Source organism: Streptomyces sp. NPDC021080 (assembly GCF_044333225.1).
GTDB lineage: Bacteria > Actinomycetota > Actinomycetes > Streptomycetales > Streptomycetaceae > Streptomyces.
This window is the reverse complement of record NZ_JBIRQM010000012.1, coordinates 122,620-139,324: the sequence shown is the minus strand read 5'-3', so window position 1 is coordinate 139,324 and position 16,705 is coordinate 122,620. Positions and strand designations below refer to the sequence as shown.

General features: G+C 70.9%; 19 protein-coding genes. 11 read left to right on the top strand and 8 right to left on the bottom strand.

Annotated elements, in window-relative coordinates:
• The first annotated feature begins 574 nt into the window (after positions 1-574).
• Positions 575-1,375: a response regulator transcription factor gene (locus ACH4S8_RS28340; protein WP_398398873.1), complete on the top strand. Its 801-nt coding sequence runs from the start codon at positions 575-577 to the stop codon at positions 1,373-1,375.
• An 8-nt stretch (positions 1,376-1,383) separates the two neighbouring features.
• Positions 1,384-2,118 carry an HAD family hydrolase gene (locus tag ACH4S8_RS28335; protein WP_398398871.1) on the top strand — a complete coding sequence of 245 codons (735 nt, stop codon included), beginning with the start codon at positions 1,384-1,386 and terminating at the stop codon, positions 2,116-2,118.
• Positions 2,119-2,339: 221 nt separating this feature from the next.
• Here ACH4S8_RS28335 and ACH4S8_RS28330 read toward each other — a convergent pair whose 3' ends face one another.
• Positions 2,340-3,002 (bottom strand): 4'-phosphopantetheinyl transferase, encoded by a 663-nt coding sequence (locus tag ACH4S8_RS28330; protein WP_398398869.1) that lies wholly within the window; start codon positions 3,000-3,002, stop codon positions 2,340-2,342.
• Between the two features lie 371 nt (positions 3,003-3,373).
• Here ACH4S8_RS28330 and ACH4S8_RS28325 point away from each other — a divergent pair, with 371 nt between their 5' ends.
• The 9 genes from ACH4S8_RS28325 to ACH4S8_RS28285 all read left to right on the top strand — a co-directional run bounded on the left by ACH4S8_RS28325 (position 3,374) and on the right by ACH4S8_RS28285 (position 11,227).
• On the top strand, positions 3,374-4,720 hold the full coding sequence (locus ACH4S8_RS28325; protein WP_398398867.1) for a class I adenylate-forming enzyme family protein: 1,347 nt from the start codon (positions 3,374-3,376) through the stop codon (positions 4,718-4,720).
• Positions 4,717-5,514 (top strand): SDR family NAD(P)-dependent oxidoreductase, encoded by a 798-nt coding sequence (locus ACH4S8_RS28320; RefSeq protein WP_398398865.1) that lies wholly within the window; start codon positions 4,717-4,719, stop codon positions 5,512-5,514. Before ACH4S8_RS28325 ends, ACH4S8_RS28320 begins: the two co-directional genes overlap by 4 nt.
• A complete protein-coding gene (locus tag ACH4S8_RS28315; protein WP_398398862.1) occupies positions 5,508-5,786 on the top strand; it encodes an acyl carrier protein in 279 nt (92 codons plus the stop codon). The genes ACH4S8_RS28320 and ACH4S8_RS28315 overlap by 7 nt, the downstream gene beginning before the upstream one ends.
• 37 nt (positions 5,787-5,823) lie before the next feature.
• Positions 5,824-6,612, top strand: coding sequence for an AfsA-related hotdog domain-containing protein (locus ACH4S8_RS28310; protein WP_398398860.1), 789 nt, complete (start codon positions 5,824-5,826; stop codon positions 6,610-6,612).
• A gap of 97 nt (positions 6,613-6,709) precedes the next feature.
• Positions 6,710-7,039, top strand: a complete 330-nt coding sequence (locus tag ACH4S8_RS28305; protein WP_398398859.1) for a YciI family protein — start codon at positions 6,710-6,712, stop codon at positions 7,037-7,039.
• Entirely contained in the window at positions 7,036-8,589 is a 1,554-nt protein-coding gene (locus tag ACH4S8_RS28300) for an FAD-binding oxidoreductase (RefSeq protein ID WP_398398858.1), read from the top strand. The genes ACH4S8_RS28305 and ACH4S8_RS28300 overlap by 4 nt, the downstream gene beginning before the upstream one ends.
• Positions 8,590-8,629: 40 nt before the next feature.
• Complete coding sequence (locus tag ACH4S8_RS28295; protein ID WP_398398856.1) at positions 8,630-10,249, top strand: acyl-CoA carboxylase subunit beta; 1,620 nt, start codon at positions 8,630-8,632, stop codon at positions 10,247-10,249.
• Entirely contained in the window at positions 10,246-10,440 is a 195-nt protein-coding gene (locus tag ACH4S8_RS28290; protein WP_398398854.1) for an acyl-CoA carboxylase subunit epsilon, read from the top strand. Before ACH4S8_RS28295 ends, ACH4S8_RS28290 begins: the two co-directional genes overlap by 4 nt.
• Before the next feature lie 79 nt (positions 10,441-10,519).
• Positions 10,520-11,227: an ester cyclase gene (locus tag ACH4S8_RS28285; protein ID WP_398398852.1), complete on the top strand. Its 708-nt coding sequence runs from the start codon at positions 10,520-10,522 to the stop codon at positions 11,225-11,227.
• A gap of 102 nt (positions 11,228-11,329) precedes the next feature.
• Here the strand turns inward: ACH4S8_RS28285 and ACH4S8_RS28280 are convergent, their stop codons facing one another.
• The 7 genes from ACH4S8_RS28280 to ACH4S8_RS28250 form a co-directional block, all read right to left on the bottom strand.
• A complete protein-coding gene (locus ACH4S8_RS28280; RefSeq protein ID WP_398398850.1) occupies positions 11,330-11,593 on the bottom strand; it encodes a hypothetical protein in 264 nt (87 codons plus the stop codon).
• Positions 11,594-11,793: 200 nt separating this feature from the next.
• On the bottom strand, positions 11,794-12,051 hold the full coding sequence (locus ACH4S8_RS28275) for a Txe/YoeB family addiction module toxin (protein ID WP_386604097.1): 258 nt from the start codon (positions 12,049-12,051) through the stop codon (positions 11,794-11,796).
• Entirely contained in the window at positions 12,048-12,326 is a 279-nt protein-coding gene (locus ACH4S8_RS28270; RefSeq protein ID WP_386604099.1) for a type II toxin-antitoxin system Phd/YefM family antitoxin, read from the bottom strand. Before ACH4S8_RS28270 ends, ACH4S8_RS28275 begins: the two co-directional genes overlap by 4 nt.
• A 218-nt stretch (positions 12,327-12,544) precedes the next feature.
• On the bottom strand, positions 12,545-14,170 hold the full coding sequence (groL, locus tag ACH4S8_RS28265) for a chaperonin GroEL (protein WP_398398847.1): 1,626 nt from the start codon (positions 14,168-14,170) through the stop codon (positions 12,545-12,547).
• Positions 14,171-14,321: 151 nt separating this feature from the next.
• Positions 14,322-14,630: a co-chaperone GroES gene (gene groES / locus ACH4S8_RS28260; RefSeq protein ID WP_266761820.1), complete on the bottom strand. Its 309-nt coding sequence runs from the start codon at positions 14,628-14,630 to the stop codon at positions 14,322-14,324.
• A gap of 295 nt (positions 14,631-14,925) precedes the next feature.
• A complete protein-coding gene (locus ACH4S8_RS28255) occupies positions 14,926-15,678 on the bottom strand; it encodes a polysaccharide deacetylase family protein (RefSeq protein ID WP_398398844.1) in 753 nt (250 codons plus the stop codon).
• On the bottom strand, positions 15,675-16,643 hold the full coding sequence (locus tag ACH4S8_RS28250) for a polysaccharide deacetylase family protein (protein WP_398398842.1): 969 nt from the start codon (positions 16,641-16,643) through the stop codon (positions 15,675-15,677). The genes ACH4S8_RS28255 and ACH4S8_RS28250 overlap by 4 nt, the downstream gene beginning before the upstream one ends.
• Positions 16,644-16,705 lie beyond the last annotated feature (62 nt).

The window sequence follows — 16,705 nt, the reverse complement described above, 5'->3', positions numbered from 1 at the left end:
AGGACGCCTACCGCGGGGCGGGAACCGGTTCCGAGCTCCGGGACACCGCCCCTCAAGAGCTCAGGACCCTCTCCGTGCATCGCCGCCGGACGCCTGGCTCGGGTCGGGGACCGGGTCCGGACCGCCACCCCTCAAAAGCCCGGGCTTCCGGGCATTGCCGCCGGACGCCTACCGCGGGGCGGGAACCGGTTCCGAGCTCCGGGACACCGCCCCTCAAGAGCTCAGGACCCTCTCCGTGCATCGCCGCCGGACGCCTGACGCAGGCCAGGGACCGGGTTCGGCCGACGGCCCGGTCCTGCTCCGGCGCCTGGTGGTGGTCGGGCTGCTCCCGGGGCTCCGCCCGCCCCCTCCGCCGCGCCGTGGCCCCGCCCCCGGTCAAGAGGGCTCATCCGGCTCGGTCCGTGTCCGGGACATCCGGCGACCGAGGCATCCGATTGCCACTTTCGGTCCGTCCGCCCCCCGTCTTGGAGGCACTGGTCCCCTGCGCGGGCCCCGGCGGCTCTAGCGTCTGCGGCATGGAAGGCCCACGGGGGCACCGCCGAGGACCCAGAGGACCCATGGAGGTAAGGCCACCATGTCACCGCACCGCGCTGCTCTCGACGCAGTCGCCACCCAGTCCTTGAACATCGTTCTCTCCATCCGCGACGACCTGCAGCGCTACGGACTCGAAGGCATGCTGAGGTCCCTCCGCGAGGTCGCCGCCTGCCATCCCTTCGCCGACCTCACGTCCGCCGTGGACGCCCTGCGCGCCCCGGCGACCGACCTGCTGATCGTGGCTCCCGGGGGCACGGACCTGGACCCCGACTCCGTACTGCACCGCGTGGCCGCCTACGGCGTACGCGTACTGCTGCTCCTGCCCGACCTGGACTCCGTGGACCTGAACCGGGTGGCGTCCCTGTCCGGCGCGTCGCTGCTCTGCTCTGAGGGTCTCCAGATCGAGAACCTGCACAAGGTGCTCGTCGCGATGGGCGAAGGCGAGGTGCACATACCGGCCGCGCTCACCCGCGACCTGCTCCAGCTCGCGGGGCGCGGACACGGCGACCGGCAGGCCGTCCCGGTGCCGCCCCGGCTGACACCGCGGGAGCGCGAGGCGCTCGGGCATCTCGTCGAGGGCCTCAGCAACAAGCAGATCGCCCGTCGGCTGCACATCTCCGAGCACGGTGTGAAGCGTCTCGTCGCCAGCATTCTCGCCAAGCTCAACTGCCCGAACCGCACCCTGGCGACGGTCCGCGCCCTGCGCGAGGGCCTGTGCGCCCCGGTGGCGGCGCACCCCGCAGGCCGCCCCGCCCACCGCTCCTCCCCGGGCGGCGACGTCCGCCCCGTCCCGTCGGCCACCGGCCAGGCGGTTGCCTCATCCCTCACGAACGGCTGGTGACCCTCCCCATGAATCCCCACACCGCTCCCGCCGCCTTCTTCGATGTCGACGAGACTCTGGTCAACACGAAAAGCATGTTCCACTTCCTGCGCTTCTGGATGGCCCGGCAGGGCGACGACGGCAGCGGCTACGACGCCGTCATGGCCGGCGTGCACCGGGCCGCGGCCTCCGGCGTGCACCGCTCGGAGATCAACCGGGCCTACTACCGGCGCTTCGCCGGCGTACCGTACGACGCCCTGCTGGAGGCCGGGCGGGAATGGTGGCGGGAGTACCGCCGAGGATCCGCCGCCGTCGTCGTCCCGGCCTGGGCCGCGGCCACCCGGCACCGCAAGGCGGGTCATCTGGTGGTCCTCGTCTCCGGGTCGTTCCGTGGCTGTCTGGAGCCGCTCGCCGAGGATCTCGGCGCGCACCGCATCCTGTGCTCCGAACCTCTGGTGGACACCGACGGCCGGCTGACCGGCGAGGTCGCACGGCCGATGATCGGCTCGGTCAAGGCCGACGCCGTGCGCGAGACCGTCGCGGAGCTCGGCCTGGCCGCCGCGGACTGCAGCTGCTACGGCGATCACTCCAGTGACCTGGACATGCTCGGCACGGTGGGCAACCCGGTGGTCGTCGGCGGTGACCGGGTGCTGCTGGAGCACGCCCAGCGCCTCGACTGGCCCGTCCTGCCCGCGACCCCCGGGCATCTGCCGTCCCCGGACGCCTCGCCCGCGCGGCTGCTGACCGCGGCCGAACGGCGCTGAGCGCTCCGCCGGAAGTGCCACGATGTGCCGCCGGCCTCCCGCGGCACCGTCGTGGCTGATCGCGCGCCCGCGCGACACGGCGGAGCAGCACATCGACACGGCCCAGCGCCTCCTCAGGGCACCGCCGAACCATCGACACGGCCCAGCGCCTCCTCAGGGCACCGCCGAACCGCTGCCGGCTTCGCCCTGCCTGCCCGGCCGCCGTCCCGTTCGCCGTTCCCTCACCGGGCGCGCCTCACCGCGATCGCGGTGAGGACGAGCCCGTCACGTACGGCCCAGTGGCCGGTGAACCAGGCGATGCGGACCCCGTCCACCACCGGTCCGGGTACCAGCAGGCGTGCCGTGTACGTTCCGGCGTCCGGGTCGAAGGTGAGCCGGGCGTCACGGAAGCCGAGCCAGCGCCGGGCCAGCGGATACCAGGCCTTGTAGACCGTCTCCTTCGCACTGAACAACACGGTCGCCCAGTGCACCGCGGGGTGGCTGCGCTCCAGTTCGCGCAGGTGGGCTTGTTCGTCCGGGCCGGTGATGTAGGCGACGAGCTTCTCGGGAAGCGGCTCGTGGCGCTCGGCGTCGATCCCGATGGAGTGGAACGCGCGGCTGTGCGAGAGGGCTGCCGCCCGGTAGCCGTCGCAGTGCGTCATGCTGCCCGTCACCCCGGCCGGCCATTCCGGCTCCCCCTTGGGACCCGAGCCGACCGCGGCCGACGGCACTCCGAGCACGGTCATCGCCGTACGGGCGCACCGTCGGGTGGTCACGAATTCGCGCCGGCGGTGCTCCACACAGTCCGCCAGATACGGCTCCTCCTCCGGGAACACCGGGGAGTCGAGCAGATCGGCCGTGGTGTGGGCGCTGGCGACGGCAGGCGGAAGTATCTGCTGAATCACTTCTTCTCCTGGGAGGAACGGCGCCGTGAAAGGCGCACCAGGGCCCGCCGGATACGGCGGGCCACTGCCATCCCAGGACAAGGTCATGGCAGCACATCGCTGCCCCGATGATGCCGTGCCCGATGCTTCTTCCGCTACATAGCCGTCCGGGCACGCCCAATGACTCCGACCGGACGGCTACGTCGATTCGGCCACTCCGTAAGAGGTCCCGGAAAAGGCAGATTGAAACCCGGAACAACACCGGCCTAGAGTTTCCTCATCGAAATAGAGCAAGGGAATGCGCGACCCGAACAACGCAACCAGAAAACGCCGCAAGAAAATTTCACAGAACAATTCGGCAGAAAAATGCGAACGAATAACGGGAGAAACCGATGCCTCATCCTTTCCTGGACCGGCTGAAAACCTTCGGCGACACCGAGGCCGTCGTCTTCGAGGGCCGTTCCCACGGCTACGACGAGCTGCTGCGCCTCGTCGACGACTGGCGCGGCTTCCTCGACCGCCACCAGGTGGCTGCGGGCGAGGTCGTCACGCTCGAGGGCGCCTACTCCCCGCAGGCCTGCGCCGGCCTGCTCGCGCTGATCGAGCGCGGCGCCGTCGTCGTTCCGCTCAGTGCGATCCCGGCCGCCAAGCGCGCGGAGTTCCTGGACGTCGCGCAGGTGGAGGTGGTGATCGAGGTCGACGCGAACGGCGGCGATCACAGGGCGGAGCGCACCGGACGCGGCGCGGCGCACCGGCTGTACGAGGAACTGCGCGCCACCGGGCATCCGGGTCTGGTCCTGTTCAGCTCCGGTACGACGGGGCGCAGCAAGGCCTCGGTGCTGGACTTCGAGAAGGTGCTCGGCCGTTACGGCGAGCCGACCCGGCCGGGCCGCATCCTCTCCTTCCTCAGCCTGGACCACATCGGCGGCGTCAACACCCTGCTGCACACGCTGAGCCAGGGCGGCACCGTGATCACGGTGGCCGAGCGCACGCCGGACTCCGTCTTCCGGGCGATCGACGAGCACCGGGTGGAGATCCTGCCCACCACGCCGACCTTCCTGAACATGGTGCTGATCTCCGGAGCCCACGAGCGGCACGCCACCGACTCCCTCCGGCTCGTCACCTACGGCACCGAGCCGATGCCCCTGCAGACGCTGCAACGCCTGGCCCGGGCACTCCCCGAGGTCCGGCTGAAGCAGACGTACGGCCTGTCCGAGCTGGGCATCCTGCCCACCCGTTCCCGGGGCGACGACACGCTGTGGGTGAAGCTCGGCGACTCCGGGTTCGACCACAAGATCATCGACAACGTCCTGTGGATCCGCTCGGAGATGGCGATGCTGGGCTATCTCAACGCCCCGGCCCCCTTCGACGAGGAGGGCTACTTCAACACGCAGGACGTCGTCGAGGTCGACGGCGACTGGGTGCGGATCCTGGGCCGCAACTCGGAGATCATCAACGTGGGCGGCGAGAAGGTCTACCCGAGCGAGGTCGAGAGCGTCCTGCTCCAGCTGGACAACATCGCCGAGGCCACCGTCAGCGGCCGGCCCAGCCCGGTGATGGGCATGGTGGTCAAGGCCACCGTGCAGCTGGTCGAGGACGAGGACCGGCGTGAGGTCACGCGCCGGGTGCGGGAGTTCTGCGCGCAGCGCCTGGAGCCGTACAAGGTGCCGGCCCTGGTCGAGATCGCCGCCGCGCCGATGCACTCCGACCGCTACAAGAAGATCCGGAGCGCGGCGTGAACGCCCGCGAGCGGGACACCGGGACCGGAACCGCGACGGCAGCCGGGACGGCAGCCGCGGCCGGCGACGGCGACCGCGTCGCCGTGATCAGCGGCGGCAGCAAGGGACTCGGCCGGCTCCTCGTCGAGCGGCTGCTCACGGACGGCTGGCGGGTGGCGACGTTCAGCAGGTCGGCCAACGAGTTCGTCAAGGAGCTCCAGGTCACCGCGGAGGACCGCTTCCTGTGGGAGGCCGCCGACCTCACCGACCCCGACTCGCTGCGGGAGTTCGTACGAACGGTGCGGCGCCGCTTCGGCCGCGTGGACCTGCTGATCAACAACGCGGCGCTGCTGCACCAGGAGCTGTTCCTGACCACGTCCGCGAAGCAGACCGCGACGCTGATCGCCGCCAACCTGGTGGCCCCGATCACGCTCGCGCACGCCTGCGCCCGCTCGATGACGAAGCAGGGCGGCGGCCAGATCCTCAACGTCTCGTCCATCAACGCCATCCGCGGCTACCGCGGTGTCGCCGTCTACTCCGCCACCAAGGCGGGGCTCGACGGATTCAGCCGGAGCCTCGCCCGGGAACTCGGCGCGTTCGGCATCCGGGTCAACTCGATCGTCCCCGGCTTCTTCGACAGCGACATGACGTCCGACGTCACGGAGCGGAACCGGGAACGCATCCAGCGGCGTACGCCGCTCGGCCGGCTCGGCGACATCCACGAGATCGCCGACGCCGTCCTCTACCTCATCTCACCCGACGCCTCGTTCATCACGGGGCAGACCATCGTCGTCGACGGAGGAATCACATGCTGACCACGACCGACATCACCTCGACCGTGCACGAGCAGATCAACGCCCTGCTGAAGGAGGCCGGCAAGCCCGTGCGCCTGCTCACCGGGGACGAGCCCCTGGCCCGGATCGGGCTCGACTCGCTGCTCCTGGCCCGGCTGATCATCGAGCTGGAGACGGAGTTCGGCGCCGACCCGTTCGAGGAGGACTACGTGATCTCCGACGTGCGGACGGTGGGCGCGCTGGCCGACGCCTACGTCGAGACGCTGGCGAACCTGGCCGCGGCCACCGTCTGAGCCCGTCCCGTCCACCACCACTACCGGAGGACCGACCATGTCACGAACCACGGCACAGTCCGCGTCGCCCGACGCCGTCATCGCGGTCGGCGACCGCTTCGAGGACTTCCTCGTCAACCGCGGCACCATCCCCGTCTCCGACCTGCTGGCCCGGCTGCGCTCCGGCGACGTGCCGGAAGGCCTGGCCGTCGCCATCGGACAGGGCCTGAGCGACGAGCAGTTGGCGGAGATACGCGCCCTGACCGACCGGCTCGCGCCGGCGGTCACGGTCGCCAAGCCCGGGGTCCCCGAGCGGGCCCGGCAACGGCTCACCCACAAGCACGACGCCAAGAACGTGCTGATCGGGCCGGTCGGCCAGACCGGCGAGCACCGTTTCGCCGCCGACCTGGTGCTCGACCAGCACGTGGAGGTCCTGGAGGACCACCTCACCGGCCAGCACATCCCGGCCATCACGCTCCTGGAGGCCGCCCGGCAGTTCTGGACCGTGGTCACCGAGCAGTTCTACGTCACCGGACCGGACCGCACCCGGTTCGTCATCGGCTCGGTCGGCTCCACGTTCCACAGCTTCGTCTTCCCGCTCGCCGCGACGCTGCAGTACGAGCTGCTGGAGCTGACCCGCACCCCGGTGGGACCGGTCTTCAAGTGCCGGATCTCGATCCACCACGGGGACACGCTCGCCAGCGTGATCGACGCCGAATACCGGGTGATCCCCGAGCCGTTCAGCGTCAAGCAGGAGAAGATCGCGGCCCGCCGGGCCGTGGTCGCGGAGCTGACCCGGCTGCGCGACCAGGCCGCACCGGTGATGAGCGGCGACCAGGTGGCCTGACACCCGTCGGCCGCGTGCCACCGCTCGCCTCCCCGTAGTCCTGTCCCGACGATCCCTGTCCCTGCAACCCCTGCCCCCACGACCCGAGGAGAGACAGATGCTGTGGGCGATCCACTGCCTCGACGCACCGGGCACCGCCGAACTGCGGGCGGCCCAGCGGCCCGCGCACTCGGCCCGGCTGCGCGCCACGTCCGTACGGCCGGTGCTCTACGGACCCCTGGTCGACGCCGACGGCAGCACCGCGGTCGGCAGCCTGATCGTGGTCGAGGCCGCGAACCGGAAGCAGGCGGAGGAATACGCCTTCGCCGACCCGTTCGCCGTCTCGGGCGTCTGGGAACGCATCGACGTCCAGGCGTTCACTCCCTCGCAGCGCTCCCCTGTGCGGCTCACGGAGGAGGCCGCACAGGCCCCGGAAGGACGGCCGTGACCTCCGTGAGCGGCCGTCCCCGGCTCCCGCACGGCGTCGGTCCCCGGGAGTTCGCCGAGGCGCTCGCCGCGTTCCGCGCGGTGCTCGGCGACTCCCGGGTCCTGACCGACGAGGACATCGCCCTCCTCGGCTACGACGACCCGCAACCGGTGCTCGGACCCGGGCACTTCGTCCCGAGCGCGGCGCTGCTGGCCGGCTCGGTCGACGACGTACGGCGCGTGCTGGACGTCGCCAGGACCTTCGGGGTGCCGCTCGCGCCCGCCCTGCCCGGCCGCAACACCGGGCTCGGCGGCGCGGCACCCCGGCTGCCCGGCGCCGTCGTCCTCGACCTCAGCCGGATGAACCGGGTACTGGAGGTCGACGAGACCTTCGGGTACGCCGTCGTCGAGCCCGGCGTCACCTTCGTCGACCTCGCCGCCCACCTCTCCGCACGCGGGCTGCCGTACCGGGTCGATCCCGTGGGCCTGGGCTGGGACAGCGTGGTCGGCCACGCCCTGGCCACCGGGGGCCTCGCACCCTACGAGGACGAACCCGCGCTGTGGTGCGGGATGGAGGTCGTGCTGCCGGACGGCGACCTGGTGCGCACCGGGATGGGCGGCCTGCGCGCCTCGCGCTGCGCCCATCTGTGGCCCTACGGCTTCGGCCCCTCCTTCGACACGATGTTCGCGCCGTCGAACCTGGGGGTCGTCACCAAACTCGGCGTCCGGCTCCGCCTCGCGCCCCCGCACCGCCGTACCTTCACCGTCTCCGTTCCGCGTGCGGAGGACCTCGGCCCGCTCGTCGACGCCCTGCGGACGCTGCGCGCCGACGGGACGCTCACCGAGTCGCCCACCGTGCGCAGCCTGCTCCTGGACGCGGCCGCCGCGGGCCGGTGCCGCGACACCCTCCCCGGCGCTCCGGGCCCGGTGCCCGACAGCGGCCACTCCCCCGTCATGGCCGACCTGCGACTCGGCCGCTGGAACGCGTACGGCGTCGTGGCGGGCAGCCGTCCCCTCGTGCGCGCCCGGTGGGACGCCGTGCGCACGGCCCTGGCCCCGATCGCCGGGGTGCGCTGCCGCCTCGGCGACCCGGACGACGGCCGTGACACACCCGGCCTGTGGGGCGACGCGGCCGACAGCTGGCTGGAGCACGGCGGGCACCTCTCCGTCACGCCCGTGCTGCCGGGCACCGGCGCGGACGCGCTGGCGCAGTACACGCGGGTGCGGGGGCTCGTGCGGGCGGCCGGCAAGGACTATCTGGGCTCGTTCGTGGTGGGCCGGCGGGTGCTGCACCACCATGTTCCGGTCGTGTTCGACATCCGCGACCCGGACGACCGGGCCCGCACCCTGGCCCTGTGCGAACGCCTGGTGGGGGACGCGGCGGCGGCCGGGCTCGGCGTACGGCACGCGCATCCGGCCCTGATGGACCAGGTCGCGGAGACGTACGCCTTCCACGGGCACGCGCTCCGGCGGCTCGGCGAACGGATCAAGGACGCGCTCGACCCGGCGGGCGTGCTGGCCCCCGGCGCCCACGGCATCTGGCCCCGCCGCTACCGCGGCCTGCGCCTGTGACCCGGTACCACCGAAGACTCGTACCGAAAGGAGACCGACCATGTCGGCGCAGACCCTGAACAGCAGTCAACTGGCCGAACTGGAAGAGGAGTTCGCGGCTCCGTCCGTCCCGCCGTCACTGCGGGCCCGTACCGCCGAACTGGAGGGGCTGCGCGCGGGCGTGGTCGCGGGTGACGCCGCCGCCACCGACCGGCAGCACGCCAAGGGCAAGCTGACGGCCCGGGAGCGCATCGAACTCCTGCTGGATCCGGGCACGTTCAGCGAACTGGAGCCGCTGCGCCGGCACCGGGCGACCGGCTTCGGCATGGAGGACAGGCGTCCGCACACGGACGGCGTGATCGGCGGCTGGGGCACGGTCCACGGCCGTACGGTCTTCGTGTACGCGCACGACTTCCGGATCTTCGGCGGCGCGCTGGGCGAGGCCCACGCGCAGAAGATCCACAAGATCATGGACCTGGCCCTCGCGGCGGGCGCCCCCCTGGTGTCCCTCAACGACGGCGCCGGCGCCCGCATCCAGGAGGGCGTCACCGCGCTCGCGGGCTACGGCGGCATCTTCCAGCGCAACACCAAGGCCTCCGGGGTCATCCCGCAGATCTCGGTGATGCTCGGCCCGTGCGCGGGCGGCGCCGCCTACTCCCCCGCCCTGACCGACTTCGTCTTCATGGTCCGCGAGACGTCCCAGATGTTCATCACCGGCCCCGACGTCATCCAGGCCGTCACCGGCGAGCGGGTCACCCAGAACGGGCTCGGCGGCGCGGACGTGCACGCCGAGACGTCGGGTGTCGCGCACTTCGCCTACGACGACGAGCCGACCTGCCTCGAAGAGGTCCGCTACCTGCTCTCCCTGCTCCCGCAGAACAGCACCGAGACACCGCCCGAGGCGCCCTGCGACGACCCGGCCGACCGGCTCTGCACCGAGCTGCTGGACATCGTGCCCGCGGATCCGGCCCAGCCGTACGACATGCGCCGGGTGGTCGAGGAGGTGGTGGATGACGGCGAGTTCCTGGAGGTCCAGGAGCGCTGGGCGGCCAATGTCATCTGCGCGCTCGGCCGCATCGAGGGCCGCCCCGTCGGCATCGTGGCCAACCAGCCGATGGTGCTGGCCGGGGTGCTCGACATCCACGCCAGCGAAAAGGCCGCGCGGTTCGTGCAGCTGTGCGACGCCTTCAACATCCCGGTGGTGTCGCTGGTCGACGTGCCCGGCTTCCTGCCCGGCGTGGACCAGGAGCACGGCGGCATCATCCGGCACGGCGCCAAACTGCTGTACGCCTACTGCAACGCGACCGTCCCCCGAATACAGATGATCGTGCGCAAGGCCTACGGCGGGGCGTACATCGTCATGGACTCGCGCTCCATCGGCGCGGACCTGTCGTACGCGTGGCCCGCCAACGAGATCGCCGTGATGGGCGCGGAGGGCGCCGCGAACGTCATCTTCCGCCGCGAGATCGCCGCGGCCGACGACCCGGAGGCGACCCGGGGCCGGCGGGTGGCCGAGTACCGCGAGGCACTGATGCACCCCTACTACGCCGCCGAGCGCGGCCTCGTCGACGACGTCATCGCCCCGCAGTCCACGCGCGCCGTCCTCGCCTCGGGGCTGCGGATGCTGGGCACGAAGAGCGCGCCGCTGCCGCACCGCAAGCACGGGAACCAGCCGGCATGAGCGGCATCGACGGCATCCGCGTCGTGTCCGGCGAACCGACGCCCGAGGAGCTCGCCGCCGTCCTGGCCGTCCTGAACGGTCTGGCGCACCAGCGGGTGGGGGACCTGCCCGCCGATGTCGTCCGGCCCGCCGCCTGGGCCCGCGCGGGCCGCACGCACCGCCCGGCCAGGATCTGGCGGCAAACCGCGTGAGCGCAGGGCATCTCGCCCTTCCGGTGGGAAAATGGGCGTGACAGAGCCGGATCCGGGGGGAATCGGAGGCGGCGGCAGCATGACATTCGTACAGCTCATCGACTGCAGGACCAGCCAGTTCGACCGGATGAACCAGCTGATGGACACCTGGGTCGAGCAGACCAAGGGGAAGCGGACCGCGACGCACGGCATCATCGCCAAGGACCGGTCCGACGCGTCGCACTTCATCGAGATCGTGGAGTTCCCGTCGTACGAGGACGCGATGCGGAACTCGAACCTGCCCGAGACCGACAAGATCTTCCAGGAGATGGTGGCGCTCTGCGACGAGATGCCGACCTTCACGGACCTGGACGTGGTGCGCGACGAGCGGCTCCTCGCGGCGAGCGCCCGCAGCTTCTTCGAGATGGCGGCCGCCCCGGGTGAGTTGCCGCCGCTCGACGGGCTGATGGCGGAGAGCTATCACGATCACGATCCCAGCCGCGAGCAGGATGCCATCGGGCTCGACGCGGTGCGGCGCGTGATCGAGATGTGGCGCGGCGCCTTCGACATGGCGTTCACCATCGAGGACCAGATCACCGAGGGCGACCGGGTCTGCACGCGCTGGTCCTGGAGCGGCACTCACAAGGGCGACTTCATGGGGATCCCGGCCTCCGGGAAGAAGGTCTCCATGACCGGCACGACCGTCTTCCGGTGCGGGGAGAACGGAAAGATCGCCGAGGGCTGGTGGCAGTACGACCGGCTGGGCCTGATGGCGGATCTCGGGGCACTGGACGCGATGGAGGGCTGATCCGACCAGGTTCCTGAAGGACCTGCGGGCCGTCGGCACGTGACGGCGGCCGCCCGCCCGAGAGGTTTGTCCTGCCGCCTGAGGTGACCGACCCAGGTCGCTTCAGTGTGCCCCGGGGGCCGCCGGGGCCGACCGGGACGGCTGCTCGCCGGAGGACGGCGGGCCGACCGGTTGTGCCCACGACCCGGCGACCGCCGTGGCGAACGCCGTCGCTCCGGCCACCAGCACCGTGCCGGCGGGGACGGTGACGGACGACAGCCGACGGAAGTTCCTGACCTGCGCCCACTTCATCCCGGCAACCCGTGCCAGCCACCACTCCCAGCAGAGTCCCAGCCCCATGCAGACGACGAACGTCTGCCCCGCCACACCGCCGCACTCCGCGGCCATGTCGGTTCAGGACGGGTTCCATGTGTACTGCGGGTCCACGGTGAGAGTGACCAGGGGCAGAACCTCGGCCGGAGCGAGGACCAGCATGAGTACGGCCACCTTCTTACGCGACGGCCCGCAGGTTCTCCCGTCAGGAGTTCGGCGCGGTCGCCACGCACGGGCATGCGGGCGGTGGTCCCTCAGTAGTGGTACCGGGCCTTGATGATCACGATTTCCTTCTCGGTGGCCCGGTAGACCAGTCGGTGCTCGTCGTCGATCCGGCGTGACCAGTAACCCGACAGGTCGCCCTTCAGCGGTTCAGGCTTGCCGATCCCCGTGAAGGGATCGCGCTGGATCTCCCCGATCAGGCGGACCAGCTTGCCGAACAGCTTCTTGTCGGCGGACTGCCAGTAGAGGAGGTCCTCCCAGCCGGTGGGACGGAACCGTACGTCCCTCACTCCCCGTCCTCCGCCATGGCCGTCAGCTCGTCCATGGACCTGGTGACCAACGGTGTTTCGGCGGCCTTGTCCTCGGCGACGGCCGCCATGAGGCGGGCAGCGTTGGCAGGGCTGCGGAGCAGGTAGACGGTCTCCTGCCAGGAGCGGAAGTCGTCGGCCGACATCAGTATGGCGTCGCCGCCCTTGGAGGTGATCTCGACCGGCTCGTGATCGTCGTTGACCTGCTGGATGAGCGGGAACAGCCTGGCTCGGGCCTCGCTGGCGGTGATGGCCATGGACTCGTCCTCCCAGGAAGTGGTACGACCTCACGGTACCACTCGATTGGTACAAGGATCTGGTACCAGTCCGAAGAGCGCTCATGCCCGGCCGGGACGCCGGACAGCACTTCGCCCCGCCGTTCGGAACGGCGGGGCGAAGTCACGCGGCCCGGTTCGGCACCGGGCCCCTGTCAGGGGCTCAGTGCCGGGTCGGCCTGCCGGTGTCCCGGCCTGCGTCAGTGGGAGTGGCCGTGGCCGCCGTGACCGGCGTCGCCCTCTTCCTCCGCCGGCTTCTCGACAACCAGGGTCTCGGTCGTCAGGAGCAGGGAGGCGATGGAGGCGGCGTTCTCCAGGGCGGAGCGGGTGACCTTGACCGGGTCGATGACGCCGGCCTTGACCAGGTCGCCGTACTCACCGGTGGCGGCGTTGAAGCCCTGGCCCTTGTCGAGCTCGGCGACCTTGGAGGTGATGACGTAGCCCTCGAGGCCGGAGTTCTCGGCGATCCAGCGCAGCGGCTCGACGGCGGCGCGGCGGACGACCGCGACACCCGTGGCCTCGTCGCCGGTCTTGCCGAGGTTGCCCTCGAGGACCTTGACGGCGTGGACGAGCGCGGAGCCACCACCGGAGACGATGCCCTCCTCGACCGCGGCGCGGGTCGCGGAGATGGCGTCCTCCAGACGGTGCTTCTTCTCCTTGAGCTCCACCTCGGTGGCGGCGCCGACCTTGATCACGCACACGCCGCCGGCCAGCTTCGCGAGGCGCTCCTGGAGCTTCTCGCGGTCCCAGTCGGAGTCGGTGTTCTCGATCTCGGCCTTGATCTGGTTGACGCGGCCGACGACCTCGTCGCTGCTGCCGGCACCGTCGACGATGGTGGTGTCGTCCTTGGTGACGGTCACGCGGCGGGCGCTGCCGAGCACGTCCAGGCCGACCTGGTCGAGCTTGAGGCCGACCTCCTCGGCGATGACCTGACCACCGGTGAGGGTGGCGATGTCGCCGAGCATGGCCTTGCGGCGGTCACCGAAGCCGGGGGCCTTCACGGCGACGGCGTTGAACGTGCCGCGGATCTTGTTGACGACCAGGGTCGACAGGGCCTCGCCCTCGACGTCCTCGGCGATGATCAGCAGCGGCTTGGAGGCGTTCGACTGGATGACCTTCTCCAGCAGCGGCAGCAGGTCCTGGATGGAGCTGATCTTGCCCTGGTGGATGAGGATGTACGGGTCGTCGAGGACGGCCTCCATACGCTCCTGGTCGGACACCATGTACGGGGACAGGTAGCCCTTGTCGAAGGCCATGCCCTCGGTGAAGTCGAGCTCCAGACCGAAGGTGTTGGACTCCTCGACGGTGATGACACCGTCCTTGCCGACCTTGTCCATCGCCTCGGCGATGAGCTCGCCGACCTGGCTGTCCTGGGCGGAGAGCCCGGCCACGGCGGCGATGTCGGACTTGTCGTCGATCGGGCGGGCCGTCGCGAGGAGCTCCTCGGAGACCGCCTTGACGGCCGCGTCGATGCCCTTCTTCAGCAGCGCCGGGGAGGCACCGGCGGCGACGTTGCGCAGGCCCTCGCGCACGAGCGCCTGGGCGAGCACGGTGGCGGTGGTCGTACCGTCACCCGCGATGTCGTTGGTCTTGGTCGCCACCTCCTTCACCAGCTGCGCGCCGAGGTTCTCGAACGGGTCCTCGATCTCGACCTCACGGGCGATGGTCACACCGTCGTTGGTGATGGTGGGAGCGCCGAACTTCTTGTCGATGACGACGTTGCGGCCCTTGGGGCCGATCGTCACCTTCACCGTGTCGGCAAGCTTGTTGACGCCGCGCTCAAGGGCGCGACGGGCGTCCTCGTCGAACTTCAGGATCTTCGCCATGGAAGCGGTTCAGCCCTCTCGGAAAATGTGGAGAACGAACCGCGCCCCTGGCGCCCGGCTGGAATGATCGCGGGTGCCAGGGGCGTGGTTCACTGCAATGCTTGGTGCGGGGTTGTCCGGGGGCGAACCCCGAACTCCCTTACCAGGTGAATTACTTCTCGATGATCGCGAGCACGTCGCGAGCCGAGAGGACGAGGTACTCCTCGCCGTTGTACTTCACCTCGGTGCCGCCGTACTTGCTGTAGAGAACGATGTCGCCGACGGCGACGTCGAGCTCGACACGCTTGCCGTCCTCGATGCGGCCCGGGCCCACGGCCAGGACGACGCCCTCCTGGGGCTTCTCCTTGGCGGTGTCCGGGATGACCAGGCCGGAGGCCGTGGTCTGCTCGGCGTCGAGCGGCTGGACCACAATGCGGTCCTCGAGCGGCTTGATGGCAACCTTGGAGCTGGTGGTCGTCACGATCCGACCTCCCCCTTCGGAGATCTCACGGGGTTAACTGTCTGAGGTGGCGACCAGGTCGATCCGTCGTCGCGGGTGCCGGATCTGCCTGTCGCTGTTGGCACTCTCCAGGGGGGAGTGCCAGACCTGAGACTATGACTGCGATTAGCACTCGGTCAAGCGGAGTGCCAAAGGCGTCGGCGTGGCGTCGGCGGGAAGGTGCCGGATCGCACCGAATGGGCGTCGCCCGGGCGGGTGCCCTGCCGCTTCCCGGGCGGGTGCCCTGCCGGTTCCTCGCCGGTGCTCCGTCGGTCCCCTAGAGGTAGTTCTCCAGCCGCGCCGGGGTGAAGCCCTCCCGCTGGATCCGCCGGAGCAGCCGGAGCGTGGCGTCGGTGAGTCCGGGTTCGCCGGGGCCGGAGAGGATGTCGCCCGGCCGGAGCCGGTGCTCGTCGGCGGTCCTGCCGAGGACGATCGCGGCGACCCCGCAGTCGGCGGCGGCGCGCAGGGTGGTGTCGTCGTACCTGCCGTAGGGGGGCCGCAGCAGCCGGGGCCGGACGCCGAAGCGGCGCGCGAGCTTGTCCTGTTGTCCGCAGATCTCGGCGCGCTGGCCGGAGTAGGGCAGACCGCGCAGGACGGCGTGGTCGAGGGTGTGGTTCTGGATGCCGGCGCCGACCGCGCGCAGCCGGGCGAGGTGCCCGTACCCGGGACCCGCGACCCGGTCCGTGAGGAACATGCTGACGGGCAGGCGCAGTTCGCGGACCATGTCGGCGAACAGCGGATCGCGCTCCGCCCCGTCGTCGTACGTCAGGAAGACCACTTTGTCGCGGGTGCGCACCTGGTTCACCACGGGCGGCAGTCCCGTGTCCGCGGTGCGCGCGGTGGTGCGGACGGACACCTTCGGCGCCGGGGCGAGCGGGGCGGAAAGGCCCCAGCGGCGGTACGCCGACTCCGTCGGGTGCACGCGCTGGGCCGCCTTCTTGCCGAGGCGCTCGATGGGGTCGACGGACTGCGCGCAGCCGCTGAGCAGGACCGCCACGAGCAGCCCGGCGGCCGGTACCCGCACCCTCACAGGTAGTCCTCCAGGCGTGCGACCGCGTACCCCTTGGCCGTGACCGTCCGCAGGAAGCGGCGGACCATGTCGGGCATGGTGCCCTTCCACTCCTTGCGGCCCTGGAAGTGGGTGAGGACGATGTCGCCGGGGTGCAGGTCCCGGTCCTCCTCGCGGTACTCCCAGTGGTCGGCGAAGACCTCCTCGTTCCAGATGGGCGCGTACCTGATGCCGCAGGCCTTCGCGGCGCGCAGGGTGTCCTGGTCGTAGTTGCCGTACGGCGGGCGGAAGACGGCCGGGCGCCTGCCGAACTCCTTCTCCATGACGTCCTGCATGCCGCAGATCTCGTGCTTCTGCCGCTCGTAGGACAGCCCAGGCAGATAGGGGTGGGTCAGCGTGTGGTTGTCGAGCGTGACGCCGCGGTCGCGCATCTTCCGGAAGTACCCGTAGTCGTCCTCGACGAGGAAGTCGCTGAGGAAGGCGGTGTACGGGATCTTCAGGTCGCTCATCATCCGCAGGAACGCGGGGTCCTTCTCGGCGCCGTCGTCGACGGTGAGGAAGACGACCTTGTCCTTGGTGGGGACGGTGGTGAAGACCGGCGGCAGCCGCAACTCCTCCTGGCCGTCCACCTCGAAGCCCTTGCGCGCCTCGATGTGCGGTTTCCTCGCGGGCGGCGCCGGGGGCGTCAGCGGTACCGTCACGAGGCCCCAGCGCCTGGCGACGGCGGCGCGCCGGACCTGCGTCCGGCCGAGCCGGGCGGCGTACGCGGCGAGGGCGCCGGCGGGGCCCGTCCGGAGCCCGGCCTGCGGTGCGTGGGCCGGTGCGTGGACCGGCGCGTGGGCCGGTTTGGCACTGTCGGCTCCGGAGGCGGCGGAGCCGGTCCCGGCGCAGCCGGAGGGGAGGAGGGCGAGGGCGAGCACGCCGACGGCCCAGCGCGCACCAGCCCCGTTTGCGCCGGTTTTGTCATTTTGTCGTACGGGTCGCATGGGGCCGGATCCTCCCAGTTCACCGGCCTCGCGAGGGCCCCGACACCGCCGCCGGAAGCGCA